Source organism: Bacillus sp. JK62 (assembly GCF_053663455.1).
Genome location: NZ_JBSJQA010000001.1, coordinates 780,031 through 802,866, shown reverse-complemented (window position 1 = coordinate 802,866; position 22,836 = coordinate 780,031). Strand labels below are relative to the sequence as shown.

Annotated in this window: 24 protein-coding genes and 1 riboswitch; of the genes, 13 read left to right on the top strand and 11 right to left on the bottom strand. The window is 48.1% G+C overall.

All coding sequences use genetic code 11. The annotated features are described in order from the left end of the window. Positions 1-28: 28 nt before the first annotated feature. The 5 genes from ACWJJ4_RS03975 to ACWJJ4_RS03955 all read right to left on the bottom strand — a co-directional run bounded on the left by ACWJJ4_RS03975 (position 29) and on the right by ACWJJ4_RS03955 (position 4,372). Positions 29-907 (bottom strand): SMP-30/gluconolactonase/LRE family protein, encoded by an 879-nt coding sequence (locus ACWJJ4_RS03975; protein ID WP_070082350.1) that lies wholly within the window; start codon positions 905-907, stop codon positions 29-31. A 63-nt stretch (positions 908-970) separates the two neighbouring features. After that, positions 971-2,713, bottom strand: coding sequence for a sensor histidine kinase (locus ACWJJ4_RS03970; RefSeq protein ID WP_454021456.1), 1,743 nt, complete (start codon positions 2,711-2,713; stop codon positions 971-973). Continuing rightward, the gene (locus ACWJJ4_RS03965; protein WP_071392261.1) at positions 2,710-3,429 is read right to left on the bottom strand and encodes a response regulator transcription factor; all 720 of its coding nucleotides are present in this window, start codon (positions 3,427-3,429) and stop codon (positions 2,710-2,712) included. The genes ACWJJ4_RS03970 and ACWJJ4_RS03965 overlap by 4 nt, the downstream gene beginning before the upstream one ends. A gap of 173 nt (positions 3,430-3,602) precedes the next feature. Further along, complete coding sequence (gene rsoA, locus ACWJJ4_RS03960) at positions 3,603-3,839, bottom strand: sigma-O factor regulator RsoA (RefSeq protein WP_003151778.1); 237 nt, start codon at positions 3,837-3,839, stop codon at positions 3,603-3,605. After that, positions 3,836-4,372 (bottom strand): sigma-70 family RNA polymerase sigma factor, encoded by a 537-nt coding sequence (locus ACWJJ4_RS03955; protein ID WP_146277416.1) that lies wholly within the window; start codon positions 4,370-4,372, stop codon positions 3,836-3,838. Before ACWJJ4_RS03955 ends, rsoA begins: the two co-directional genes overlap by 4 nt. A gap of 241 nt (positions 4,373-4,613) precedes the next feature. Here ACWJJ4_RS03955 and ACWJJ4_RS03950 point away from each other — a divergent pair, with 241 nt between their 5' ends. From ACWJJ4_RS03950 to ACWJJ4_RS03940, 3 genes are all read left to right on the top strand, one after another. Further along, entirely contained in the window at positions 4,614-4,769 is a 156-nt protein-coding gene (locus ACWJJ4_RS03950) for a YvrJ family protein (protein WP_454021455.1), read from the top strand. Between the two features lie 117 nt (positions 4,770-4,886). Continuing rightward, complete coding sequence (locus ACWJJ4_RS03945; RefSeq protein ID WP_007410043.1) at positions 4,887-6,047, top strand: oxalate decarboxylase family bicupin; 1,161 nt, start codon at positions 4,887-4,889, stop codon at positions 6,045-6,047. A gap of 67 nt (positions 6,048-6,114) precedes the next feature. Then, on the top strand, positions 6,115-6,537 hold the full coding sequence (locus ACWJJ4_RS03940) for a regulatory YrvL family protein (protein ID WP_025853868.1): 423 nt from the start codon (positions 6,115-6,117) through the stop codon (positions 6,535-6,537). 34 nt (positions 6,538-6,571) lie between these two features. On the opposite strand, the gene ACWJJ4_RS03935 is transcribed toward ACWJJ4_RS03940, so the two are convergent. Genes ACWJJ4_RS03935 through ACWJJ4_RS03925 form a run of 3 tightly spaced genes read right to left on the bottom strand, consistent with a single transcriptional unit; the run spans position 6,572 to position 9,444 of the window. Continuing rightward, positions 6,572-7,378, bottom strand: a complete 807-nt coding sequence (locus ACWJJ4_RS03935; RefSeq protein WP_003151771.1) for an ABC transporter ATP-binding protein — start codon at positions 7,376-7,378, stop codon at positions 6,572-6,574. Between the two features lie 18 nt (positions 7,379-7,396). After that, on the bottom strand, positions 7,397-8,407 hold the full coding sequence (locus ACWJJ4_RS03930) for a FecCD family ABC transporter permease (protein WP_025853867.1): 1,011 nt from the start codon (positions 8,405-8,407) through the stop codon (positions 7,397-7,399). Further along, positions 8,407-9,444, bottom strand: a complete 1,038-nt coding sequence (locus ACWJJ4_RS03925; protein ID WP_172401312.1) for a FecCD family ABC transporter permease — start codon at positions 9,442-9,444, stop codon at positions 8,407-8,409. The genes ACWJJ4_RS03930 and ACWJJ4_RS03925 overlap by 1 nt, the downstream gene beginning before the upstream one ends. Before the next feature lie 247 nt (positions 9,445-9,691). On the opposite strand from ACWJJ4_RS03925, the gene ACWJJ4_RS03920 reads away from it, so the two are divergent. Then, entirely contained in the window at positions 9,692-10,630 is a 939-nt protein-coding gene (locus tag ACWJJ4_RS03920; RefSeq protein ID WP_436335209.1) for an iron-hydroxamate ABC transporter substrate-binding protein, read from the top strand. A 146-nt stretch (positions 10,631-10,776) separates the two neighbouring features. After that, positions 10,777-11,691 carry a class I SAM-dependent methyltransferase gene (locus ACWJJ4_RS03915; RefSeq protein ID WP_454021454.1) on the top strand — a complete coding sequence of 305 codons (915 nt, stop codon included), beginning with the start codon at positions 10,777-10,779 and terminating at the stop codon, positions 11,689-11,691. A gap of 52 nt (positions 11,692-11,743) precedes the next feature. Here the strand turns inward: ACWJJ4_RS03915 and ACWJJ4_RS03910 are convergent, their stop codons facing one another. Together ACWJJ4_RS03910 and sspJ are read right to left on the bottom strand one after the other, a co-directional pair. Then, positions 11,744-13,156 carry an amino acid permease gene (locus ACWJJ4_RS03910; protein WP_014305798.1) on the bottom strand — a complete coding sequence of 471 codons (1,413 nt, stop codon included), beginning with the start codon at positions 13,154-13,156 and terminating at the stop codon, positions 11,744-11,746. A 110-nt stretch (positions 13,157-13,266) separates the two neighbouring features. Further along, positions 13,267-13,448, bottom strand: a riboswitch (Lysine riboswitch). Between the two features lie 122 nt (positions 13,449-13,570). Further along, complete coding sequence (gene sspJ / locus ACWJJ4_RS03905) at positions 13,571-13,711, bottom strand: small acid-soluble spore protein SspJ (RefSeq protein WP_003151760.1); 141 nt, start codon at positions 13,709-13,711, stop codon at positions 13,571-13,573. Positions 13,712-13,894: 183 nt separating this feature from the next. Here sspJ and ACWJJ4_RS03900 point away from each other — a divergent pair, with 183 nt between their 5' ends. Further along, a complete protein-coding gene (locus ACWJJ4_RS03900; protein WP_014305800.1) occupies positions 13,895-14,377 on the top strand; it encodes a metal-dependent hydrolase in 483 nt (160 codons plus the stop codon). Between the two features lie 42 nt (positions 14,378-14,419). Further along, entirely contained in the window at positions 14,420-16,276 is a 1,857-nt protein-coding gene (locus ACWJJ4_RS03895) for an LTA synthase family protein (protein WP_369614411.1), read from the top strand. Between the two features lie 30 nt (positions 16,277-16,306). Here ACWJJ4_RS03895 and ACWJJ4_RS03890 read toward each other — a convergent pair whose 3' ends face one another. Further along, positions 16,307-17,233: a substrate-binding domain-containing protein gene (locus ACWJJ4_RS03890; RefSeq protein ID WP_077722829.1), complete on the bottom strand. Its 927-nt coding sequence runs from the start codon at positions 17,231-17,233 to the stop codon at positions 16,307-16,309. Positions 17,234-17,350: 117 nt separating this feature from the next. Between ACWJJ4_RS03890 and modA the strand changes: the two genes are divergently transcribed. From modA to ACWJJ4_RS03860, 6 genes are all read left to right on the top strand, one after another. Then, positions 17,351-18,148 (top strand): molybdate ABC transporter substrate-binding protein, encoded by a 798-nt coding sequence (gene modA, locus ACWJJ4_RS03885; RefSeq protein ID WP_102422517.1) that lies wholly within the window; start codon positions 17,351-17,353, stop codon positions 18,146-18,148. Then, complete coding sequence (gene modB / locus ACWJJ4_RS03880) at positions 18,129-18,812, top strand: molybdate ABC transporter permease subunit (protein WP_014305804.1); 684 nt, start codon at positions 18,129-18,131, stop codon at positions 18,810-18,812. Before modA ends, modB begins: the two co-directional genes overlap by 20 nt. A 93-nt stretch (positions 18,813-18,905) precedes the next feature. Next, positions 18,906-19,553, top strand: coding sequence for a response regulator transcription factor (locus ACWJJ4_RS03875; protein ID WP_102422547.1), 648 nt, complete (start codon positions 18,906-18,908; stop codon positions 19,551-19,553). Between the two features lie 5 nt (positions 19,554-19,558). After that, complete coding sequence (locus ACWJJ4_RS03870; RefSeq protein ID WP_025649276.1) at positions 19,559-20,662, top strand: sensor histidine kinase; 1,104 nt, start codon at positions 19,559-19,561, stop codon at positions 20,660-20,662. A 119-nt stretch (positions 20,663-20,781) separates the two neighbouring features. Continuing rightward, a complete protein-coding gene (locus ACWJJ4_RS03865; protein ID WP_015240573.1) occupies positions 20,782-21,717 on the top strand; it encodes an ABC transporter ATP-binding protein in 936 nt (311 codons plus the stop codon). Between the two features lie 23 nt (positions 21,718-21,740). After that, positions 21,741-22,835 (top strand): ABC transporter permease, encoded by a 1,095-nt coding sequence (locus ACWJJ4_RS03860; protein ID WP_070082362.1) that lies wholly within the window; start codon positions 21,741-21,743, stop codon positions 22,833-22,835. Position 22,836: the final 1 nt, after the last annotated feature.

The window sequence follows — 22,836 nt, the reverse complement described above, 5'->3', positions numbered from 1 at the left end:
GAACTTCCCCATATGCCAGGGCTTTTTTTCACATCATGCCTGCAAACGGAACCGGCTCCCAGCCGCCCGTCTCAAGCTCTGCTGAAAACAGGCCGCCCGCATGCGGCTGCTCAAGTCTTTCGGCTTCCGTCAATTTTTCCGTCGCGGTCGTAATGTATAACGTGTTCAATTCTCTGCCTCCGAACGCGCAGCAGGTGACGTATTTCGCCGGAACTTCGATAGATGCAATTTCCTTATGCAAGAACGGGTCAATCCGGACGGCGCGGCCGCCTCCGAACAGAGCCACCCACAGCATTCCGTCACGGTCAATGGTCATTCCGTCGGGAGATCCTTGCGACTCCGGAAAGCGGTAGACCGTTTTCGGATCTGATACGGCTCCGGTTTCAGGATCGTATGCATAACAGACGATTTCCTGCGTCGGAGTATCAATATAGTACATCAGGTTTCGGTCCCGATCCCAATCCAAACCGTTCGAGGTGGAGACCTGGTCTTTTATTTTGGCAAGGCTGCCGTCCGTATTCAGACGGTACAGCGAAGCCTCCTCTTCTTTGCCTTCCATGCTCGTCGTTCCCGCCCATAATCTGCCGGACGGGTCGCATTTTGCGTCATTGAAACGGATATCTTCCCGCATGTCTTTCGGCTGCTTCATCTTCGTCAATGTGTCTTCCCGCAGATTGTACAGGTAAAACCCGTCTTTCATCGTCATCACCAGCTCTTCCTTTGAATACAAGGCCAGAGCCGTGACAAATGATTTGAATTTAACGGAACGGTTGATTCCGTCAGCCGGAGTGAAGATATGGAGCTGGCTGCCCAGTATATCCACCCAGTACAGGCATTCCTTATCCTTGTCCCATAAAGGGCCTTCTCCGATAACTGCTCTCGTATCTGCTCGTAATGCTGCTTCCATGTGTGAACACCTCTTTTGCTTGTCAGTCTTCTATTGTTATTCCCGACAAAGCGGCGTCCAAACTCAATCTTTTTTAAAAAGAATCGTAATCACCGTTCCGGCGCTGATTCTGCTGTTGACATGGATGGTTCCGTTATGAAGGTGAACCAGCTCTTTGGCAATGGCGAGCCCGAGTCCAGTTCCTTCTGACGGCCCCTTCGTATTCGTTCCCCGGTAATAACGGTTAAACAGCTGGTGAATCGTTTCATCGTCCATTCCTCTTCCGTTATCTTTCACCTTCAGAATGAGCTGTTCGGCTGATTCCTCAAGCACGACCCGAATGGCGGTCCCTTTCTTATTATGCTTAACCGCGTTTGCCAGCAGATTCTCCAGAATACGGCGGAACCACGCTTCATCAATGGCGAAAAGAATGTCTTCCTTTTTGGTTTCAAAGGCGATGTCATAGCCTTCCGAGAACGTGTTTTTCGTGAAATCGTTCGTGACGTTTCTGATAAACGGCACGACGTTGATCAGCCGCCGTTCGATCGGGAGGGCCGCGTTTTTGAGGCGGTATGTTAAGTTTAAGTCCTCAATCAGCTTCGACATATATTCTGATTTTTCCCGGACGATCTGCCCCATTTCTTTGACTTCTTCCGGTGTCCAGTCGTATTGCTTCGATTCAAGCATCATGCTGTAGCCGTAAATCGTGCTCAGCGGGGTTTTTAAGTCATGGCTCAGCCCGGCGATCCATTCTTCCCTTGTCGCCTGGATTTTTTCTCTGTTTTTCTTATCCCGCTTCAGCGTGTCGGTCAGCTGATCCATCGATTCGAAAATCTCGGCGAAAAAGCGGAACGGCTGTTTTGTTTTGCCTTTTTTGTTTTTGCTGACCGGCTGTCCTTTGCGGTTCTTCGGCTCTTCAAGCCGGCCCTTTGATAAATTGACAAGCCATTTGATGGTATGAAACAGCGGCCAGCCGAAACGGAAAGAGTACCAAATGGTCAGGATGCAGATCATAAATACCAGGATTCCGATCAAGAGGAAGAGGGTTTTCATCACATTTCTCAAAAATGATTTGTTAAACTCGTGATCGGGGATGTACACGGGGTTCGGCACCGACGCGACCATCCATTTCGTTTTATCGAGTCTTTTAAAAGAAATTTCCCGTTTGTAATTCCACGGCTTGGAACTGTATTTCAGCAATTCAAGCTCATTGACGGTGTTCCGTTCTTTTTTCGTGCTGTTGATATCCCCGAGCAGTCTGCCGCTGTCTTCGAGAAGGTAGATCGCCCCTTTTTCCCGTTTAATATAATCAACCGTGCTTTTTTTATATTGAGAAAGGGAAGCGAGGGATGGTTCCTGTGATTCGATGTAAGTGAGAAGCTGCTCACTGGCGGATTTCCAGCCGAACAGAATCAAATAGGTCTCATCATTTATCGTGACCGTCCAGTAATTCAGCTTGTAGTTGTCAAAATTCCGGTACTGGTAAATGGATAAGAGGTCTTTTCTGCTGTAATGGCTCGGGACGTCTTTCGGCACTCTGTACGCGTAGTCCGTTTTTTCTTTGTCATTAATGATCTGCAGCCAGCCCTTCTGCTTTCTGACCGACATCTTTAAAAATTCATCGACATCCCATGTGCCGTCTTCGTTTTTATCAAGCCACGCTTCAAACGAGTCTGCCGTCGCTTTGGTCAGTCCCGCATTGGCTTCCGCTTCGCTGAAACGCCAATCCAAATAGAAGAAAGAAGCGACGGCCAAAACGGACATCAGCAGGATGACAAGCAGAAGCTGTCCGAAAAAGTGGAGCAGAAATTTTCCGCGCATTCTCATGAGCGGGTTCCTTTTTCTCCTTGATCGGGAATAAACCGATAGCCGAGGCCGCGCACCGTTACAATATAAGACGGATTGCTGGGGTCTTTTTCAATCTTTTCTCTGAGCTTGCGGATATGCACCATGACGGTGTTGTTATCGCCGTAAGACGGATATCCCCACACTTTTTCATAGATCTGATCTTTTGAGAGCACCACATCAGGGTGTTCACAGAAATATTGAAGCAATTGCAGAAGCTGTGCGGAGCAGCTGACGGGCTCGCCCCCGACGATCAGCTCGGCGTTTTGCGGCGAATAGGAAAAATGGCTGTATGAATACGTTTTTACCGCCGCTTTCTCTTCGCGCTTATAGGTTCTCTTTAACGTCGCTCTGATCCGCGCCGCCAATTCGAGCGGATTAAACGGCTTTGTTATATAATCGTCAGCTCCCAATGCAAATCCTGACAGCTTATCCGCATCAGAAGAACGGGCAGTCAGAAAAAAGATCGGAGCGTCGGTATAGTTCCGGATTTCGGTGCATGCTTCAAAACCGGACATGCCTTCCATCATCACATCCAGCACGAGCAGATCCGCGGATTCATGTTTAACAAACTCAATCGCTTCCTCAGCGCTTCCGGCTGTCTTAATGTTGTGATAGCCTTCTTTGACGAGAACGCGTTTGACCATATCAACGATCGCCTTCTCATCGTCTACAATTAAAATTGACGCATTTTCCACCTTGGACGTTCCTTTCTCTTTGTTTTTTTCATCATATCATTATATGGATAAGATTTGGTACTTTTTTAGTGCGGAGGTCTTGCGGGGAAACAGAAAAGAAAAACGAGACCGGACATCTCTTCTCGTTTTTCTCACGTTGTCAGAGCGGAATATCCATCATTCCGCCGCTTTTGTCAGGAGCTTTCATTTATAAGATGAAGTATAAATTCCCAAAAACCCGGCACTTCCTGGCATAACAGCATGTCCGCTTTTTCAACTATTTTAATCTTCAATTCTTGTTCAAGGTCTTCTCTTTCCTGGTATGATGTATTGCTCAGTTTTTTTTTTATCATTGGCGAAAAACGCGAAATCAAAAGTTCCATTTCGTCGGTATCTGTGTTCTCTTTGTTGAAGTCAAATGGCCCGTTCACTGCTTATTTTCCCCCTTTTTTTGCTTGTCCAGCTGCTTTCTGAGATTGTCGAGCCCTTTTTTATGAATATTGGAAATGTTCTGCCGTGATTCACCCAGCGACTCGGCAATCTCTTTCATCGTCGCTCCGTGAAGATAAATATTCGTCAGCACGCTTTTTTGTTTATCGGTTAACGTCTGAAGCGCTTCATATAAATCACGGTTTTGGACATGCTGGCTCAAATCCCCCTGCTTCCGCAGAAACTCTTCATACGCGTCTTTTCCCATTTCATAGGGAAACGCTTCACCTCCCTCCGGCTGATCCACCGTCAGCGGATAGCGCTTCTGATTTTTACGGATGCGCTTGTCAAAATCGATGGAGAAAATCCGGATCATAGAGTTCATATATTTGATGATCCGGATTTCCTTATAAAACTGTTTAAAATGATCGTCCAGTGATTTTGCATCCTTCTCGTCTGAATGTTCCAGCACATTTTTAAATTTCTCGTAATGCTTTGGGTCACTTAAAAAATGTTTAACGATCGGATGTTTCATAATTTCCTTGCATTTTGACCGTAAAAGAACTTGATAGTCCATAAAACCGCCCCCTATTTAAATTAAATGAAAGAAAGCAAAAAAAAGTAAACTACTCCTTTCCGACTAAGATTCCGCACTCCTTATGTCCCGGATTTGCCGGAACAAAAAAAGACCCTCAACCGGGATATCAGGTTTACAGGAGCCGCTCTTTCTTTCACTTATATACATGACTGCAGGTCAAGTCAGGAGGTGGCTGACAATGGATCAGGTTTTTATAGAAGAAGCGGTCAGACAGATCGGCAATCTCGGCTTTCCGGCTCTGATTGCCATGTATCTTCTCACACGGTTTGAGAAGAAGTTTGACGCCCTGATCAAACTGATGACGGAACTGAAAGAGCAGAAAATGAAAAATTAATTTTCACACGAAGTTGACTTTTCATCGGAACGCATCACTTAACAAAGCAGAAGGGAAAACGAAAGGCCTTTCACATTCTCTTTCTGAAAAAACAAAGCTTGAGAGGAGACGATTTACATGTCAAAAGAAAACAACTGCAATATCCCGCAGCCGATCAGAGGAGACAAAGGGGCGACCGTCACGATTCCGCGCAATCTTGAAAGAGACCGCCAAAATCCGGATATGCTGACGCCGCCGGAAACGGATCACGGCACAGTGGATAATATGAAATTCTCTTTCTCAGATGTGCACAACCGGCTGGAAAAGGGCGGGTACGCGCGTGAGGTGACCGTTCGCGAGCTGCCGATTTCTGAAAATCTGGCATCTGTCAACATGCGTTTAAAACCGGGCGCCATCCGTGAGCTGCACTGGCATAAAGAAGCGGAATGGGCATATATGCTGACGGGCAAAGCGCGGGTCACGATCGTTGATGAACAGGGACGCAGTTTTATCGATGACGTGAAGGAAGGAGATCTGTGGTACTTCCCGTCAGGCCTGCCGCACTCCATTCAGGCGCTGAAAGAAGGCTGTGAATTCCTCTTGGTTTTTGATGACGGTTCCTTCTCAGAAAACAGCACATTCCAAGTGACTGACTGGCTTGCCCACACGCCGCTTGATGTCATCGCCAACAATTTCGGGGTTTCAGAAAAAGACCTCGCCGGCCTGCCCGGGAAAGAAAAATACATCTTTGAAGAGCCGGTTCCCGGGAAGCTGAAAGACGACATTGTGGAAGGCCCGAACGGCGAAGTGCCTTATCCGTTCACTTACCGCCTGCTCGATGAAGGTCCGACTGCTGAGACGGACGGCGGCAAAGTATATATCGCGGATTCCACAAACTTCAAAGTGTCCAAAACGATCGCTTCAGCGCTTGTCGTAGTCGAACCGGGCGCAATGAGAGAGCTGCACTGGCATCCGAATACGCATGAATGGCAGTATTATATTTCCGGTAAAGGGCGGATGACGGTTTTTGCATCGGACGGCCATGCAAGAACATTTAACTATCAGGCCGGGGATGTCGGTTACGTTCCGTTCGCAATGGGCCACTATGTGGAGAATTTGGGGGATGAGCCGCTCGTCTTCCTGGAAATCTTCAAGGATGACCACTATGCCGATGTGTCCCTGAACCAATGGCTTGCCATGCTTCCTGAGAAATTCGTCCAGCAGCATCTGGATCTGGGCAAAGACTTTACGGATATTCTTTCGAAAGAGAAACACCCTGTCGTCAAAAAGAAATGCTGAAGATACACACCCGACTTGCAGAGTTCCGTCTCTGCAAGTCTCCTCTGTGTGAAAAGGAGCTGAACAGATGATCAATCAAAACGGGACGAAAATGTTATTTCTTCAGGTGCTCCGGTATGCCCTGGCAGCCGCTGCCGTATTATTCGGGTATTTCATCGTGATGATGGCCGTATTTTCATTAGCCGGGACGAGCTACGGATCGATGGCGTACGTCCTGCTTTTTTCCGTGCTTTTTATTCTTCTCGGTTTATGTTTTGAACCGCTTGAACGGCTGATGATACATAGCTTTACCTTTTTTGGGACGGGCAGGCTGCCTTTTCTCCTTTTAGCCAGCACCGTTCAGCTGCTGTTCCTCTGGATGACCGCGTATACGACGGATAAACTGATTGAAAAGATTTGGCTGTCAACGACGGAGGAGCTGATTGTGGCGGGGGTTTTTTTCGTTTTGGATAAATGCGTCTCCGGACAAAAGCAGCCCCGGACGCAATAAAAAAACGCAGGCCGGAATGGCTCTGCGTTTTTTTTCATCTTACCGTTGCGTTTTCATGCCGGATTAAATCGTAGGTTAAGCAGACAGGTTTGTTCGTGCGCGGATCTTTTACAATCTGTGCGTCAATTTGAAACACGTCTTCCAATATGCCGGGAGTCATGACTTCCTCCGCCGTTCCTTCCTTGATGACGCGCCCTTTTTTCAGGGCGATCATGTAATGGGAAAAACGGGCGGCATGATTCAGATCGTGAATGACCATTAAAATGGTGCGGCCCTGCTCCTTGTTTAATTTGTCCAGCAGCTGCAAAATTTCAAGCTGATGGGCGAGATCTAAATAAGTGGTCGGTTCATCAAGAAGCAGCAGCTCCGTTTCTTGAGCGAGCGCCATGGCGATCCACACACGCTGCCGCTGGCCCCCGGAAAGCGCTTCGATCGGCCGGTCGTAAAATTCGGCCATCCCCGTCTCTTCAAGCGCCCATTTGATCATGTCACGGTCTTTATCACTCAAGCGGCCCATTCCGGACTGATGCGGAAACCTGCCGTAAGAAACAAGTTCGTACACCGTCAGCCCGCTCGGCGCTTCAGGCGTCTGCGGAAGAATTGCCATTTCCTTGGCGATGTCCTTCGTGGATTTTTGCATGATCGCCTGTCCGTTTAAATAGACGGCGCCGGATTTCGGTTTCATGATTCTTGACATCGTTTTGAGAACCGTCGATTTTCCGCAGCCGTTCGGACCGATCAGCGTTGTGATTTTTCCTTTCGGGATGGCGATATCCAATTCTTTCGCTATCAAACGGTCGCCATAACCGACAGTAAGCTGTTCCGCCGATAATGAGTTCATCGCGGCAGTCTCCTTCCTCTATTTCGTTTTCATCAGCAAATATACAAAATACGGCGCTCCGAGCACGGAAATCACCAGGCCGACGGGAACTTCGGACGGTGCAAGCACATTTCTCGCCAGCGTATCGGCAAGCAGAAATAAAAATGCTCCGATCAAAGCTGAAACCGGGATAAGCGTCTGGTGGCGCGGCCCGGTAAGCCTTCTGGCCAAATGCGGCGCAATGAGTCCGAGAAAAGCGATTCCGCCGGCTGCCGCAACACATGACGCGGTCAGGGCAACGGCGGACATCAGCAGAACGCGCCGCTCCTTTTCAACCCGGGTGCCAAGCCCCGCCGCCAGCTGATCACCGAGCTGGAGCACATTTAAATACCTGGCTTTATAGAGGCTGAACGGTAAAAGAACCAGCAGCCACGGCAAAATGGACAGCACCATTTTCCAATTGGCGTTCCAAATCGAACCGGAAATCCATACAAGCGCCTGCATGAAATCCCGCGGGTCCATTTTCAGCTGAAAAATCAAGAGAAGCGCATTAAACCCCGCATTGACGCCGATTCCGACCAAAACGAGCCGGACAGGTGAAACGCCTTTTTTCCAAGCCAGCACATAGATGAGCAGCGCAGCCAGAAAAGCTCCCGCCAAAGCGCTCACTGGAAGCAGCCATGTACTGGCCATGCTTAGATCAACAGCTGACCCTTGGAAAAAGAAGATAAACAGAACGACCGCCAAAGACGCCCCGGCGTTAATGCCGAGAATGCCCGGCTCCGCCAAGTCATTTTGAGACACGCTTTGAAAAATCGCGCCTGAAACCGCGATTCCTGCGCCGACAAGCAATGACAGCACCATGCGCGGCAGTCTGAATTCAAATAAAACGAGCTGATCCCGGGCATCCCCCTGTCCGAAAAAGACACGCATCGTATCAAGTGGCGCAATCCGGATCACACCCATGTTTAAGCTGATAAAAAAGACGATGCATATGAGCACAAACGTAACGGCCATGACCGCCAGCGGTTTTTTCGATTTTACATTCATTACAGCCCTCTCCTTTCCCTGCGCGCCAAATAAAAGAAAAAGGGAACGCCGATAAGGGCGGTTAAAGCGCCGACCGGTGTTTCAAACGGCGCATTGACGAGTCTTGCGGCAATATCACTGAAGACTAACAGAACGGCGCCGAATACCGCCGAACAGGGAATGATCCACCTGTAATCTACCCCGACTAAAAATCGGGTGATATGCGGAATCACCAAGCCGATAAAAGAAATGGCTCCGGCGACTGAGACTGAAGCCCCCGTCAAGAGGACAACGACAAACATTCCGATTACTTTCACAAGCGATGTGTACTGCCCGAGCCCTTTGGCCAGTTCCTCACCCAAGCTCAGCACCGTCACTGAGCGCGCAATCAGAAATGCCAGCAATAGTCCGATAACACCGGCCGCCAACAGCAGCTGCACGCCTTCCCATTTCACGGAAGCAACTCCTCCGGCATACCAGAACTTCACATCCTGGGCGACATCAAAACGGATCGCAATCGCGCTTGAAAGCCCCGTTAAGAAATAGCCGACTGCCGTACCGGCCAGCGCGAGCTTCACCGGTGTCAGCCCGCCTTTTGAAAACAGGCCGATGCCAAACACAATAAGCGCTCCGATTCCCGCTCCCGCAAAGGACCACAAAACAAGTCCCGCCGCAGACAGACCCGGAAAAAAAGCAAATGCCAATGCGATCGCAAACCCTGACCCCGACGTCACGCCCATAATGGAAGGCTCAGCAAGCGGGTTCCGCGTCAGCCCCTGCATAATCGCTCCGGACACAGCTAAAAAAGCCCCGACGAGCGCGGCGGCGGCGGTTCTCGGCAGCCTCAGATCGCGTATGATTTGATGAGATGTATTTTGCGGCTGAAAGTGAAAGAGAGCATCCCACACCGTCCGCAGATGAATATCGGCAGCTCCGATGGAAACAGACAGAGCCGCGCCGATCAATAAAACCGCAATACCGGCACACAGCAGCACAGCCGCTCTGAATGAACGCGCCGTCCACTGGATTTCACTCCCTGATGCCCCTTGAGCCGTCATTGTCTGTTTCTTTTTCAATAGACCCAACACTCGTTCTTCCTTTCTCAAAACAAGAATGGTAATGATAATGATTATCAATGACTTGTTTCAGTATAGCACTTTTATCTTCTCTTTTAATAGACCTAATTTCATATAAAAAAAGAAAGTTTTTCTTAAAAAAGAGCGTGCTTCTCTATGAAAGCAGTGATATAATCACACTGATAATGATTCTCTTTATCACTAATTTTTATGAAAGAAGGAATGTCAGATGTTCCATACATACAAGAAAATCGGCGCAGCGCTGATTGCCATGCTGCTCATCACCGCTTTGGCCGCATGCGGCAATTCTTCAGACACGAAAGGTTCTTCTGAAAAAGAAGAAACCATCACGTATAAAGCCGAAAACGGCAATATTAAAATTCCGAAGCACCCGAAACGGGTCGTCGTCATGGCTGACGGCTACTACGGCGACTTCAAACAGCTCGGCATCAATGTTGTCGGCGCGCCGCAAAACGTATTTAAAAACCCTTATTACAAAGGGAAAACAAAAGGTGTGACAAACATCGGTGACGGCACGTCCGTTGAAAAAATCATTGATTTAAAGCCGGATTTAATCGTTGTCTGGACGACACAAGGCGCCGACATTGAAAAACTGGAAAAAATCGCGCCGACAATCGCCATTAAATATGACAAGCGCAGCAACATTGATCAATTCAAAGAGTTTGCGAAAATGACAGGCACTGAAGATAAAGCAGAAAAATGGCTGGCTGAATGGGATAAGAAAACCGCTGCCGCTAAAACAAAGGTTCAAAAAGCGGTCGGCTCAAAAACCATCTCCATCATGCAGACAAACGGAAAAGACATCTATGTATTCGGTAAAGACTTCGGCCGCGGCGGAAGCATTATTTATGACAAACTCGGGCTGAAGGCCACAAAACTGACGCAGGAAAAAGCCATTAATCAAGGGCCGGGCTACGCCAGCATTTCACTTGAAAAACTGCCTGACTTCGCGGGAGACTATATCTTTATGGGGCCATGGCAGGCCGGCGGTGACGACAAAGGCGTGCTTGACAGCTCAATCTGGAAGAACCTCGATGCCGTCAAACAAAACCATGTCTACCGCATTGATCCGATCGGCTTCTATTTCTCAGACCCGATCTCACTTGAAGGCCAGCTCGACTACATCACAAAAAGCTTAACGAAGTAACCCCGAAGCCGCTGTCACAGCGGCTTTTTATTACGCTTAAAGCTTGACAAAAAAATTTATTTATGCTATAATTTACATTTTTGGATTAAAATGTATAATAAGATTCTCCCGGCCGGAGATTGATGTAAATAACGGAGGATCTTTATATGAAAGAAAACAAGGCGAGTATGACTTCCCTGCTGTCCGCTTTCGGAAGGGCGTACCATAGTAAATACGACACCCCGGTGATATTTGATGATTTTTTGGCACAAGATCTGATTTCTGAAAAAGAGCATTCGGACATCCGCGATCATCTCATTCAAGGTATATCATTTTTCAGCAAAGACATGGCACAGAGGCTTCAAGGCCAACCGGATGACATCTTAAAATGGATGACTCAAGTACAGCTGTCTCCTACACCGTTAGCCCGTGCCGCATATTGTGAAGAAGTGCTTTTGAATGAAGTGAAGCTCGGGGCCAAACAGTATGTCATCCTTGGCGCGGGACTGGATACTTTCTGTTTCAGACATCCTGAGGTGACAAACGCCTTAGACATATTTGAAATCGATCATCCCGCTTCACAGGAAGACAAAATAAACAGATTGAAACATCTGAATCTCGACATTTCCCATCATCTTCATTTTGTACCGATGGACTTCGCCGCTTCGCTTTCTTTCAGCCGTCTGTATCAGGAAGGTTTTTCACGCCAAAAAACCTTTTTCAGCCTGCTCGGTGTGTCATACTACCTTACGAAAGAGCATCTCGCACGCCTGCTCACACAATTATTTGCCGAAGTCCCGCCGGGAAGCTCTATCGTGTTTGATTATGCAGATGAGTCGCTCTTTGAAGAAAGAGGACTGTCAAACAGAGTGGAAAACATGGTGAAAATGGCTGCAGCAGGCGGAGAACCGATGTTATCGTGTTTCAGTTATAAAGAAATCGAAAAAATATTAGAATCATCAGGTCTGCTTATTTATGAACATGTATCTCCGGCGGACGTCAATGACCGTTTTTTCAGCGGACGCACTGACCATTTAACCGCATTTGAGACCATTCATTATATACACGCCGTCAAAAAGTAATCCGCTGCCGCAAACAAAAAAAGACATCTCACAGACGTGAGATGTCTTTTTGTCATACCGATGGTCTGTTGTTTGCAAATTTCTTTGAGACGAAAGGATATAACAGCAAACCGACGAAAAACAGCCCGATACCGAGAATAAAGGTCGTTAAATCGGCCGTTCCGGTAATAATGACGTAAAAAGAATAAATGCAGGCAAGGATGGCGATAATACCGTCTCTTACTCTTGAGCCCTTTATCTCGTCATACGTTTCACCCGTGAAAATGAGCTTCAGGCTGTAAAACGCTGACACGAGATACGGAATCAGATAAGCGAGCGTCGCCGCCGTCGTTAAAAACGTAAACGCGTCACTGATCGTCCGGGAAATAACCGAAAAGATAAAGATCTGTGACATTACGTTCGTTACGATTAACGACACAACCGGGCTTCCCTGTTTATTCGTTTTTGCAAAAGCAGCGGGAAAGTCTCCTGATTTCGCCGCTTGATACGGAACTTCAGAACCGAGAAGAATCCAGCCGAGCATCGTTCCGAACAGACACAAAATCGCCAGAATCGCCATAATGACGCTTCCCGCGCTGCCGACGATCGCGTACAATACGTCAACAAACGGTTTTTCCGAGCCGACAAGCTTACCATGCGGAAGCACGCCCATCGTAATCAATGTCACGATGATATAGATGCCAAGCGCGATCAATAATCCGGTAATGGTGGCGCGTTTCACGTCGCGCTGCGAACGGGCGCGCCCGGATAAAATGACTGCCGATTCAATTCCGACGAACGCCCATAATGTTGAAATCGCCGCATTGTGGATCTGTCCGCCGATTCCCTCAACCGTGTGAGGGCCTGTTTGAACAGGAAAATAAAAATGATCGAAAAACGACGTTTGAAATACAAACAAACCTGCAATGATAAAGAAGATAAATCCTAATACTTTTGAAAACGTCGTGACGAAATTTAATTTACTCGCACCGTTAATGCTGGTGACGAGGATCGTGTGAGTGCCCCATAATAAAACCGTACATACGGCAAACGTCAGCAGCTGGCCGAGCGTAACCGCCTGACCGCCGATCGAAAACATTTCACGCTTATCCGTTAAAATCGGGAAAAATGATGTTAAATATCCGGCAAGGCTCGTGATGATCGCCACGTTGCTGATCCAGCTCGCCACCCAGTAGCCCCACACCATCGTGAAGCCCGCTGCATTCCCTTTTTTCCGATCGCTGAACAGCGCACGCGCATAGCTTTGCGGCCCCGCCGTCAGCTCAGGCTTGCGGATGGATAAGTGGCCGAAGACCAGCGCGATCATTAACACACCGGCTCCCGTTAAAAGCCATGCCGATGTGGCGCCGAACGGGCTCGCGATTTTTGCGAGCGTACTCGGGAGCGAAAAGATGCCCGAGCCTACCATATTTCCTACGACAAACGCCGTTAATAACCAAAAACCCCATTTTTTCGTCTGTTCCATTCCTGTACCTCCTGGTTGTTCATTCGTACGGACCAGACCCCGAGACCATATTTACACGCAAAAAAAGCCTGAACAAAAGTCCATGCTTAAAGAAACACACACACCCTTGATCTCCGGATAGCCCTCCGCGAAAAAGCACGCGGCAGTCCTGCACTTATTCAGATACAGTCCCAGCATAAAGAAGGATCGGCTTTCTTTACACTTCGGCGCTGATGCCTTTAACACATGTTTTGCGGCCCCTTATCAGCCTGGCATGTGCGACTCATCATCAAGCGCAACCTCTACCTCACCGAGAAAGAGTGAGGATTTTTATCATTCAATTCTACTCAGAGGTTATCAGAGATAAAAAGATCTGTCAAAGGGAAATATTAGATGGAAAACGGATAGAGCGTTCGCCCTACCCGTCTTATATGGTCAGCGGTTGTTTTTTTTCTTTTGAACAGCTTCTTGAAGCGGATCGTCTTTCAGAGCTGCACTGGCGTCGTCAAGCGCGCCTTGAATGACGTTTTTGTTTTTATCGCTGTTTTTTCCTTTTTCTTTGTTAAAGAAAGCCATCTGTATCACCTCTTTATCAAATATAGGTACACCTATAATGTGTCTTTTTCCGCGGCAGAATATGCGGAATCCGCGTCTCCTTCCTTTTGGCGGAACAGGTAAAGTTTGTTGATCAAACATGCATTCTCTTGATATATTTGTAATTCAGGGGATTTTGGCAAAAATAAAAAGGAGAAGCGAAAAATGACAGGAAAAACACACATCATGGGAGGCATCGCTTCTTGTTCCGCAATTGCGTATTATTACGGGTATGATCCGGTCCTTATGACCTCAGCGGGTGCCCTCGGGGCGCTGATTCCCGACATATGCCATACGAAAAGCAAAATCGGCAGGACGCTGCCCGTTCTGTCCAAAGTCGTAAGCACGGTGTTCGGGCACAGAACGTTTACACACAGCCTGCTGTTTATGCTTATTATGTTTTTCATTACGGCCTCGTATATTCCGAATCCGAGCATTTCCGCCGGACTGATGATCGGAATGGCAAGCCATCTTGTACTTGACGCATGGACCGTCAACGGCATTAAACTGCTGTTTCCGTCCGCCATCCGCTTCCGTCTTCCCCTTTATATGAGAACGGGGAGCTTTTCGGAGCAGCTTGTGCTGGCCGGCTTAACGATTGTATCCTGCTATTATTTATACGAACTGGTTCACGGCCGCATCTCTTAAACAAAAAGCGTCTTTTCGCTTTTAGGGTGAGGAGTCATACATATGAAGAAAACCTTTTTCAGCAATCATCGGTTTTTATGCCTGTCCATCCTGTTCATGTGGATGAAAACCTATGCCGTGTATAAGCTCGGTTTCGGTCTGCAGAACAATTCGGTTCTTGAGGAATGTCTGCTTCTCATTAATCCGCTGAGCTTCATTGTGCCGCTGTTCGGCATCGCCCTCTTGCTAACGGAAAAAAAACAGCGGATCTTTCTGCTTTCGGCAAATGTGATGCTGACGGGAATTTTAATCGCGAATACGGTGTTTTACGGGTTTTATATTGATTTTATCACCATACCGGTTTTGTTTCAGGCAAGCAATATGGGTGATATGGGAAGTAGCGTCCAAGAGCTGTTTCACCCGCTTTATATCGCTTTATTTTTGGATATTGCGGTTTTGTTTTATCTTGGTAAAAGGCATAAAGCCGATCAAGGAAAAGCGGGCGCCCGTACCGTTAAAGCGTATGCGTGGGCATCAGCCGGCCTCATGCTGTGCAACCTTGCGCTGTCTGAGGCCGAGCAGCCGAAGCTGTTCAAGCACCCTTTTGATCGTGAAGCGCTCGTAAAAGGAATCGGCCTGTTCCACTTTCATTTGTATGACACCATTTCGCAGACGCTGAATGCAGGGGCTAAAGCGTTTGCCGATGAAGACAGCCTTGCGGCGGTCGCGAATTACACTCAAGCCGGCTACAGCAGGCCGTCCGATTCAAAATTCGGGCTTGCAAAGGGGCGCAATGTGATTTTTGTTACGCTCGAATCAACACAGCGTTTTGTAATGGATGAGCGGGTCAACGGACGGGAGATTACCCCGTTTTTAAACAAACTGCGAAAAAAAAGTTATGACTTCACTCATTTTTATCAGCAGACTGAACAGGGAAAAACCTCAGATTCAGAATTCATTACTGCGAATTCGCTGTATCCGTCTTCAAGCGGCGCCGTTTTTTTTACAAAAAGCGGCCACCGGTTCAATACGATGTACCATATGTTAAAAGATCATCAATACTATTCAGCCGTTCTGCATGCCAATCATAAAGCCTTTTGGAACCGGGATGAGATGTACGGGGCATTCGGAATCGACCGTTTTTTCGACGCGGATGAATTTAAGGTGACACAGGAAAATTCAACAGGCTGGGGCCTGAAGGATAAGGAGTTTCTCGAACAGTCAGCGGAAAAATTAAAGAAGCTTCCGCAGCCGTTTTACGCAAGCCTGCTGACTTTGACCAACCATTTTCCTTTTGAAATTGATCAACAGGATCAGCTCATTGAGGAACCGGACACAAGCAGCGAGTTATTAAACCGCTATGTGACGACGGTCCGCTATGAAGATGAGGCTCTGAAACACTTTTTCAAGAAGCTGAAAAAAGAAGGGCTGTATGACAACGCGATGATCGTCCTGATGGGAGATCATTACGGTATATCCGAAGCCCATAATCAAGGACTTGCCGAATTCTTAGGGAAAGAGGAAATCACTCCGTTTGATACGGTTCAGCTTCAACGCGTGCCGTTTATCATTCATATTCCCGGGGTGACCGACCGTGCGCCGGAAACGATTGCTTCCGCCGCGGGACAGGTTGATGTAAGGCCGACGCTGCTTCACCTGCTCGGCATTGAAACGAAAGGCAGCATTCAGTTCGGCAATGATCTGTTTTCCGGAGAGCGGACTCCGTTTGCGGTGCTGAGAAACGGCAGCTTTATCACGGACGATCATATTTATACGAAAAATACGTGTTACAGCCGTAAAACGGGTGAACCGCTTTCTGACCTGAGCGCGTGCAGCGATGAGAAAGAAAAAGCGGAACAAGAGCTGATGCTTTCCGATAAAATATTAAACGGCGACCTGCTGCGGTTTTATAAGCAATAAAAAAATCCCTCCGTTATATGGAGGGATTTTTCATGTTTCATATATGAGCCGTCCTGTCATTTTCGTATCATATCCGGATAATTGAGAAAGCTGAGACTTGAATTCCTCAGAATTAAGAATGTCCCGCACGCTTTGAACAAGCTCCCGGTTTTGTTTTAACACAACCACATCGTACTGCTCACTGATCACCGGGATAAAGTCCGTGCCTGCCATATACGCCGCATGCTGCGACCCGACTCCGATATCCGCCTTGCCGCTTGATACTTGTGAAGCCGCTGACAGATGATCCGTGACAATGTCATGATATCCGGCGACATCAGACGGCGTGATGCCGAATGATCTGAGCTGTTCATCCAGCAGCACCCTCGCGCCTGATCCTTTTTCGCGATTGACGATGCGGACATCCTTTCGGCTCAAGTCCTGAAAGCCCTGAATGTTCAGCGGATTGCCCTTTTTCACATATAATCCGGCCTGACGAAGCACGACATGAAAAAGCGCAAACGGCTCCCCTGAAAGAATGCGCTTCACATACGGGATGTTATACTGCCCCGTCTCCCCATCGTATAAATGCAGACTGACGATGTCACAAGCCCCGCGGTACATCTCGATCAGGCTGTTCAAACTGCCGCTGTACTTGCGGAGCGGAGCCGCCTGTATTGTTTGTTCCAGCTGTTTGCTGAGGAGGTCCATCGACACATCCTGCCCGCTGATGATAACAGACTGCCTTTTTTCCGGCTCCCGCCCGCGTGACGGGTCAGGCGCTTCTGCTGCGGATGGCTTTTTTGACATTCTCATGTTTGCTTTATATTGTTTTAAGTCCTCTTCATCGACCCTCATCTGTCTTCCGACCCTGTACGCCGGAATGAGTCCTTTTTTTATCAAATCATATACTGTCAGTTTGGAGACCTTCAAAAGGCCCGCAACTTCTTCTATTGTATAGGAAGTGGCTTCTGTCATATTATCACGCTCCGTTTTTATTATAACTGTTCAGATATTGAAAAAAAACCGCACCATCACGTACAATTGCGTTATAATTAGTTTGATCTAATGATATTTAGCTATAAGGGGTGCACAATGTTGAAAAAGAAAGCGACACTACTCACAACTGCGGCTATGGCCGTTTTCCTCGCAACTGCGGGCTGCTCATCCGGACAATCGTCCAAAGGCGGACAAAACGAAAAAGTCACGCTGACCGTTTCTGCAGCAGCCAGCGCTCAGGATGCACTTGAAGAAATCCAGACCAACTACGAAAAATCACATTCAAACGTAACCATTCAAGACAACTTCGGATCATCAGGCACATTGCAAAAACAAATTTCACAAGGCGCGGGAGCTGATTTATTCTTCTCGGCAGCCGAAGATAAATTCGAAAAGCTCGTTCATGACGGAGATATCGACAAAAAGGACAGCACGGATCTTTTGAAAAATGATCTCGTCATGATCGTGCCTGAGAAAAACAGCGCACACCTGACACATCTGAATGACCTGAAAAAAGACAGCACGGAAAAAATCGCGCTCGGCACGCCTGAATCCGTTCCGGCCGGACAATACGCCAAACAGTCACTGACGGCATTATCCCTGTGGGACAAGGTAAAAGATAAAGTCGTCTATGCAAAAGACGTCCGCCAGGTGCTTTCTTATGTTGAAACCGGAAATGTCGATGCCGGGCTTGTCTATAAAACAGACGCACTGATTTCGAAAAAGGTGAAAATCACCGATGAAGCACCGGCGAAAACGCACGATCCGATCGTGTATCCTGTCGGCATCGTCAAGGATACAAAGCACCGTAAAGAAGCAGAAGCGTTTTATCAGTATCTGCAGTCAGATGAAGCGATGAAAGTGTTTAAGAAATATGGATTTACTGCCAAGTAACATTACGGCTTCGGAGTTTTTCACTCCCGTCGTACTGTCATTTGAGGTGGCTTTGGCATCGGGCATCGCCGTCATCATTCTCGGAACGCTTGCCGGCGCCTGGATGGCGAAAGCGCGATTTCCCGGAAAAACGGCTGTGGAGACTCTGTTTATGCTCCCGCTCGTTCTTCCGCCTACCGTTGTCGGCTTCATTCTCATTATCATTTTCGGGAAACACAGCTTTATCGGCCGGGCGATTGAGCGGATTTTTCACCAGCCCGTCATTTTCACGTGGTCGGCCGCGGTGATCGCTTCGGCCATTGTCGCCTTCCCGCTTATGTATCAGTCCGCTAAAACCGGCTTCGCCGCGGTTGATGCTGACATCGAGGGAGCGGCGAAAGTAGACGGAGCCGGCAGGTGGCAGGTGTTCACCCGTATTTCCGTCCCGCTTGCCTTTCCCTCCCTCTTGACCGGAAGCATTCTCAGTATTGCAAGGGCGCTAGGTGAATTCGGAGCGACTTTAATGTTTGCGGGAAATATTCCCGGCGTCACCCAAACGCTGCCGACAGCGATTTACGTCGCGATGGACTCCGGCAATGAAACACTCGCCTGGGTGTGGGTGATCTGTATTGTGATCATTTCTTTTCTGATGCTGTTTTTCATCCAATTGAAAAAACCCGCTTGACCGATCCGCCTTCCGCGCACCTTTCGCCGGGAGGCTTTTTGATTTAAAATCGGATGGTATATAATGAAACAAAAACACACAAAGGGTGCGGCTATGAAGATTAATGTCATTATCGCGGATGATAATTCTTTCATCAGAGAAGGAATGAAAATCATTTTGCATACATATGAGGAATTTACTGTATCGGCAACGTTGGAAAACGGACTCGAGGCGGCAGAGTATTGTAAACACACCCCCGTCGATATCGCCTTGCTGGACGTCCGCATGCCGGTGATGAACGGCGTCGAAGCCGCAAAACGGATCGCTGAGGAAACGGATACGAAGCCGATGATCCTGACGACATTTGACGACGATGAGTATATTTTAGAAGCAATTAAAAACGGCGCGAAAGGATATTTATTAAAAAACACCGAACCGGAACGGATCCGCGATGCGATCAAAAGCGTTTTCAACGGGCACAGCATCCTTCAGGACACCGTGCTGGACAAAATAAAAGACAGCCTTTTCCGGCCGGCGGAAGCCGCGCATCAGATTGATGAAAGCCAGTTTACTGAAAGAGAGCTCAGCATCATGTCGCTTATTGCGAAAGGACTGTCGAACAGGGAAATTTCAAAACAGCTTTTCATTTCTGAAGGGACGACGGCCAATTATATTTCATCTATTTTAGGGAAAACGGGGCTTGAGCACAGAACGCAGATCGCCATTTTTTATATCACCGGGAAGGTGGATAACGGGCGTTGAACGGTATGGATTTTTGGATGCTGATGAGCAGACTGATCGCCATTTTTTATACGGCTTTTTTGTTCGTATCGGCTGACCGCCCTTACACGCCGTACGCCGTCTTGTTTCTGCTGCTTTATCTGTCTTTGGGCATCGCGGTCTGCATGATCAGGCCGCCCGTTTGGAGGCGCGGGATCACCCTCATGGCGCTGGCATTGACCGCTTGGCTTTCCGCCTTAGGCCATCCGGCGTTTCTGTTTCTTTTGCCGCCCGCCATTTTTGCGGTTCTTGCCGAATATCCGGTTCACCGCTATGTGTTCTGCCTGCTCGTGTTTTTGCCGTTTTTATTTATCCCGTACGGCGACCTTCCGACTTATATCGTCATGACCTTGTTCTGTCTGGCGATATTCGTTTTGGCCGCCCGGTCCGGCAATCGGCTGAAGAAATATGAAGAACAGTCGGACATCATGCGCTCAAGCATTGAAAAACTGACGAAACAGCTGCACAGCAGCACGGAATATATCAAACAATCGGAGTACACCGGCAAACTCGAGGAAAGAAACAGATTATCCCAAGCCATCCATGATAAAATCGGCCATTCCATGACCGGCGCGCTCATTCAGATGGAAGCGGCGAAGCGGATGCTCGGCTCTCATCCGGACAAAGCGGCTGAACTGCTCCAAAACGCCATTACCATTTCCAAAGAGGGCATAGAGGATATCCGCATAACGCTGAAAAATATGAAACCGCCCGCTGAACAAATGGGCATTCACAGATTAAGAACGTTTATTGATGAATTTTCGGCCAAAAACGGGATGCCGGTTCCGTTTACGCATCAAGGCGATTTGGACAGGCTGACGCAAATGCATTGGAGAGTCATTCAGGAAAACGTAACCGAAGCTTTGACCAATGCGATGAAATACGCCGATGCCACGCAGATTTTCATTGATATCCATGTACTGAATAAAGCCGTGAAAGCGGAAGTGAAAGATAACGGAAACGGCGCCGTCCGCTTTAAAAAAGGCCTCGGCATGCTCGGTATGGAAGAACGGGCGGCCGTCCTGCACGGAACCGTTATTTTTGACGGCACGGCCGGTTTTTCCGTCACGACATTGCTTCCGGTTGAATAAGTGAATGTTTTCATGTGAAAAATATGAAGATTCTCATGTCAAAAGAATGAACAGCTGCACTAACGGCCGTTCATTCTTTTTTTTATAATAAGAGCATCATAAGACATAGAGGTGGAAACATGAACATTTTGGAGCTCAAACAGCTGAGTAAGAAATTCGGTGATTATGCCGCCGTTGACCAGATGTCGCTTGCCGTAAAAGAAGGTGAGATTTTCGGGTTTCTCGGCGCAAACGGAGCCGGAAAAAGCACGACGATCAATATGATCTCAGGTCTTTTAAAACCTTCAGGCGGAGACATTCTGTTTCTCGGAAAAGATATTTTCAAATATAGCAAAGCAACGAAAATGAATATCGGTATCGTCCCTCAGGACCTCGCGATTTACGAAGAATTAAACGCCTATGAAAATGTGAAGTTCTTCGCAGGTCTGTACGGCCTGAGAGGTGCGGCTCTGAAAGAACGGGTCGAGGAAGCCCTGACATTCGTCGGCTTGAGCGATAAACACAAATATCTGCCGAAGCATTTTTCCGGCGGAATGAAGCGCAGGCTTAATATCGCCTGCGCCCTTGCCCACCGGCCGAAACTGATCATCATGGATGAACCGACGGTCGGCATTGACCCGCAATCAAGAAATTATATTCTGCAATCAGTGAAAAAGCTCAATGAAATGGGATGCACGATCATCTACACGAGCCACTACATGGAGGAAGTGGAAGAAATATGCACGCGCATCGCCATCATCGACCACGGAAAAGTCATCGCCGAAGGCACAAAAGAACAGCTGACCTCCATCATTACCGACACGAAGGACGTCGTGATTGAGCTGTCGTCCGGAAACGGCATCAGCCTCGGCGATATTCAGGAGCTGCCCGGCGTCAGAGCCGCCGCACTGGAAGAAAACAGCGTGAAAATCAGCTCTGACACAGGGGTCAACAATTTAAACCGCCTGATCCGGTACTTCATGGACAAAGGCATTGAAATCCGCTCCTTGCAGGAACAGGCCCCTGACTTAGAAACGGTATTTCTCACGCTGACAGGCAGAAGCCTGCGCGACTGACCTAACTGAAAGGAGGATTGCAAATGAATATTCTGCACATCGCCGGGAAAGAAATCAAAATCAGTTTCCGCGACAGACGGACTTTTATTTTCATGCTTGCTTTTCCGATTGTCTTCATGCTGATTTTCACCGCGGCATTATCTAACGCCTTTGATTCAGAGGTGACGGTCGGAAACATCAAGGTGGTATATACGGACCAGTCAAACGGCCCTCTTTCTCATGATTTTACTGAGTTTATGAAAGCCGCCAAAAAAGAGCATGTCTATTTTCAAAAAGCGGACACCGAGGCAAAAGGCAAAAACGAGGTTCGAGAAAATCAGGCGGATGCTTTCGTCACTGTAAAAAACACCGGTTTCCAAGTCTATACAAATGACCGGAGCGGCATCAACGGCACGATCGTCCAAGGCATGCTGACCGCTTTTACCAATCAATACAAAGCAGGCGCCGCCGCTTACAAGGCGCATAAGGCACCTTCCGCCGGACAAATCAAAAGCGATTATATAAAGCAGACGTCTTTACACAAAGCGAAAGAACCGAAGGCGAAAGATTTTTACGCGATATCCATGACGACGATGATCGGGCTGTACGCCTCGATTTTTGCCAGCTCCTTATTCCGCGGGGAAAGAATACGGCACACCGCGGATCGCCTGATCGCCGCCCCGCTCCGGAAAAGCGATATCTTTCTCGGAAAGATGCTCGGCATTTTGGCTGTGAATGTTCTGACGATTCTTGCCGTTGTCGCCTTCAGCAAATTTATCTTGAAAGCGAACTGGGGCAGCCACATGGGACTTGTGCTGTTGATTCTCGTTTCTGAAATTCTTTTGGCCGTCAGCTTCGGGCTCAGCCTGAGCTATTTGACCAGAAAACCCGAAAGCGCCAGATTAATCACCGTCATCATCGTGCAGGTGATGTCCATTATCGGCGGCGCCTATTACAAATATGAAGGAGGGGGGATTTCCGCCCTGTCGCCCTTATCCTGGATCAATAAGGCGATTAACAACATCATTTACGCAAATGATGTATCAGCGGCATGGCCTGCACTCGGATTAAATACAGCATTGGCGGCACTCTTTTTGCTGATCGCCGCATTTACGTTTCAAAGACGGGAGGGACTGTAAT

What these genes read in the sequence shown, in the direction of transcription:
- ACWJJ4_RS03975 (WP_070082350.1), bottom strand. Translation starts at nt 907, where the DNA reads ATGGAAGCAGCATTACGAGCAGATACGAGAGCAGTTATCGGAGAAGGC.
- ACWJJ4_RS03970 (WP_454021456.1), bottom strand. Translation starts at nt 2,713, where the DNA reads ATGAGAATGCGCGGAAAATTTCTGCTCCACTTTTTCGGACAGCTTCTG.
- ACWJJ4_RS03955 (WP_146277416.1), bottom strand. Translation starts at nt 4,372, where the DNA reads ATGAAACATCCGATCGTTAAACATTTTTTAAGTGACCCAAAGCATTAC.
- ACWJJ4_RS03950 (WP_454021455.1), top strand. Translation starts at nt 4,614, where the DNA reads ATGGATCAGGTTTTTATAGAAGAAGCGGTCAGACAGATCGGCAATCTC.
- ACWJJ4_RS03945 (WP_007410043.1), top strand. Translation starts at nt 4,887, where the DNA reads ATGTCAAAAGAAAACAACTGCAATATCCCGCAGCCGATCAGAGGAGAC.
- ACWJJ4_RS03940 (WP_025853868.1), top strand. Translation starts at nt 6,115, where the DNA reads ATGATCAATCAAAACGGGACGAAAATGTTATTTCTTCAGGTGCTCCGG.
- ACWJJ4_RS03935 (WP_003151771.1), bottom strand. Translation starts at nt 7,378, where the DNA reads ATGAACTCATTATCGGCGGAACAGCTTACTGTCGGTTATGGCGACCGT.
- ACWJJ4_RS03930 (WP_025853867.1), bottom strand. Translation starts at nt 8,407, where the DNA reads ATGAATGTAAAATCGAAAAAACCGCTGGCGGTCATGGCCGTTACGTTT.
- ACWJJ4_RS03925 (WP_172401312.1), bottom strand. Translation starts at nt 9,444, where the DNA reads ATGACGGCTCAAGGGGCATCAGGGAGTGAAATCCAGTGGACGGCGCGT.
- ACWJJ4_RS03920 (WP_436335209.1), top strand. Translation starts at nt 9,692, where the DNA reads ATGTTCCATACATACAAGAAAATCGGCGCAGCGCTGATTGCCATGCTG.
- ACWJJ4_RS03915 (WP_454021454.1), top strand. Translation starts at nt 10,777, where the DNA reads ATGAAAGAAAACAAGGCGAGTATGACTTCCCTGCTGTCCGCTTTCGGA.
- ACWJJ4_RS03910 (WP_014305798.1), bottom strand. Translation starts at nt 13,156, where the DNA reads ATGGAACAGACGAAAAAATGGGGTTTTTGGTTATTAACGGCGTTTGTC.
- sspJ (WP_003151760.1), bottom strand. Translation starts at nt 13,711, where the DNA reads ATGGCTTTCTTTAACAAAGAAAAAGGAAAAAACAGCGATAAAAACAAA.
- ACWJJ4_RS03900 (WP_014305800.1), top strand. Translation starts at nt 13,895, where the DNA reads ATGACAGGAAAAACACACATCATGGGAGGCATCGCTTCTTGTTCCGCA.
- ACWJJ4_RS03895 (WP_369614411.1), top strand. Translation starts at nt 14,420, where the DNA reads ATGAAGAAAACCTTTTTCAGCAATCATCGGTTTTTATGCCTGTCCATC.
- ACWJJ4_RS03890 (WP_077722829.1), bottom strand. Translation starts at nt 17,233, where the DNA reads ATGACAGAAGCCACTTCCTATACAATAGAAGAAGTTGCGGGCCTTTTG.
- modA (WP_102422517.1), top strand. Translation starts at nt 17,351, where the DNA reads ATGTTGAAAAAGAAAGCGACACTACTCACAACTGCGGCTATGGCCGTT.
- modB (WP_014305804.1), top strand. Translation starts at nt 18,129, where the DNA reads ATGGATTTACTGCCAAGTAACATTACGGCTTCGGAGTTTTTCACTCCC.
- ACWJJ4_RS03875 (WP_102422547.1), top strand. Translation starts at nt 18,906, where the DNA reads ATGAAGATTAATGTCATTATCGCGGATGATAATTCTTTCATCAGAGAA.
- ACWJJ4_RS03870 (WP_025649276.1), top strand. Translation starts at nt 19,559, where the DNA reads ATGGATTTTTGGATGCTGATGAGCAGACTGATCGCCATTTTTTATACG.
- ACWJJ4_RS03865 (WP_015240573.1), top strand. Translation starts at nt 20,782, where the DNA reads ATGAACATTTTGGAGCTCAAACAGCTGAGTAAGAAATTCGGTGATTAT.
- ACWJJ4_RS03860 (WP_070082362.1), top strand. Translation starts at nt 21,741, where the DNA reads ATGAATATTCTGCACATCGCCGGGAAAGAAATCAAAATCAGTTTCCGC.